This is a genomic window from Pseudomonas sp. 10B238, from assembly GCF_000970615.1.
Taxonomy (GTDB): domain Bacteria; phylum Pseudomonadota; class Gammaproteobacteria; order Pseudomonadales; family Pseudomonadaceae; genus Stutzerimonas.
In genome coordinates this window covers 1-344 of the sequence record NZ_KQ033993.1, presented here as the reverse complement: position 1 = coordinate 344, position 344 = coordinate 1, and the positions used below count along the sequence as shown (strand labels likewise).

1 protein-coding gene is annotated in these 344 nt (G+C 57.6%); it reads left to right on the top strand.

The genetic code is table 11. From position 1 onward, the window contains the following. Window positions 1-46: 46 nt before the first annotated feature. The coding region (locus tag RT21_RS23490) for a YHS domain-containing protein (RefSeq protein WP_156155753.1) at window positions 47-344 on the top strand (298 nt) is incomplete at its 3' end.

Genomic DNA, 344 nt, shown 5'->3' with positions numbered 1-344 from the left:
TGCAATAGGCCAAGTTCGTCGCTAACCAATCCATAAGGTGCCCCGTATGTCCTCTCAGCAGTGCCATCACCAGCCCGACCAAACGAAAGGTACTGCAGCACTCACAGACCCCGTCTGCGGGATGAAGGTGGAAGAGGATAGCGAGCATCAAGAGCATTATCAGGGAAGCACTTACCGCTTCTGCAGCCAGGGTTGCCAGACCAAGTTTCGTTCCGACCCTGCTCGATATCTCGCTGCACCGCAGGCTCATGGAACCTCCTCTCGGGCATCTACCCCACCCGCACAGAAACCACCCGCCGGTGATGCAACGACAGAGTACACCTGCCCGATGCACCCTGAGATCC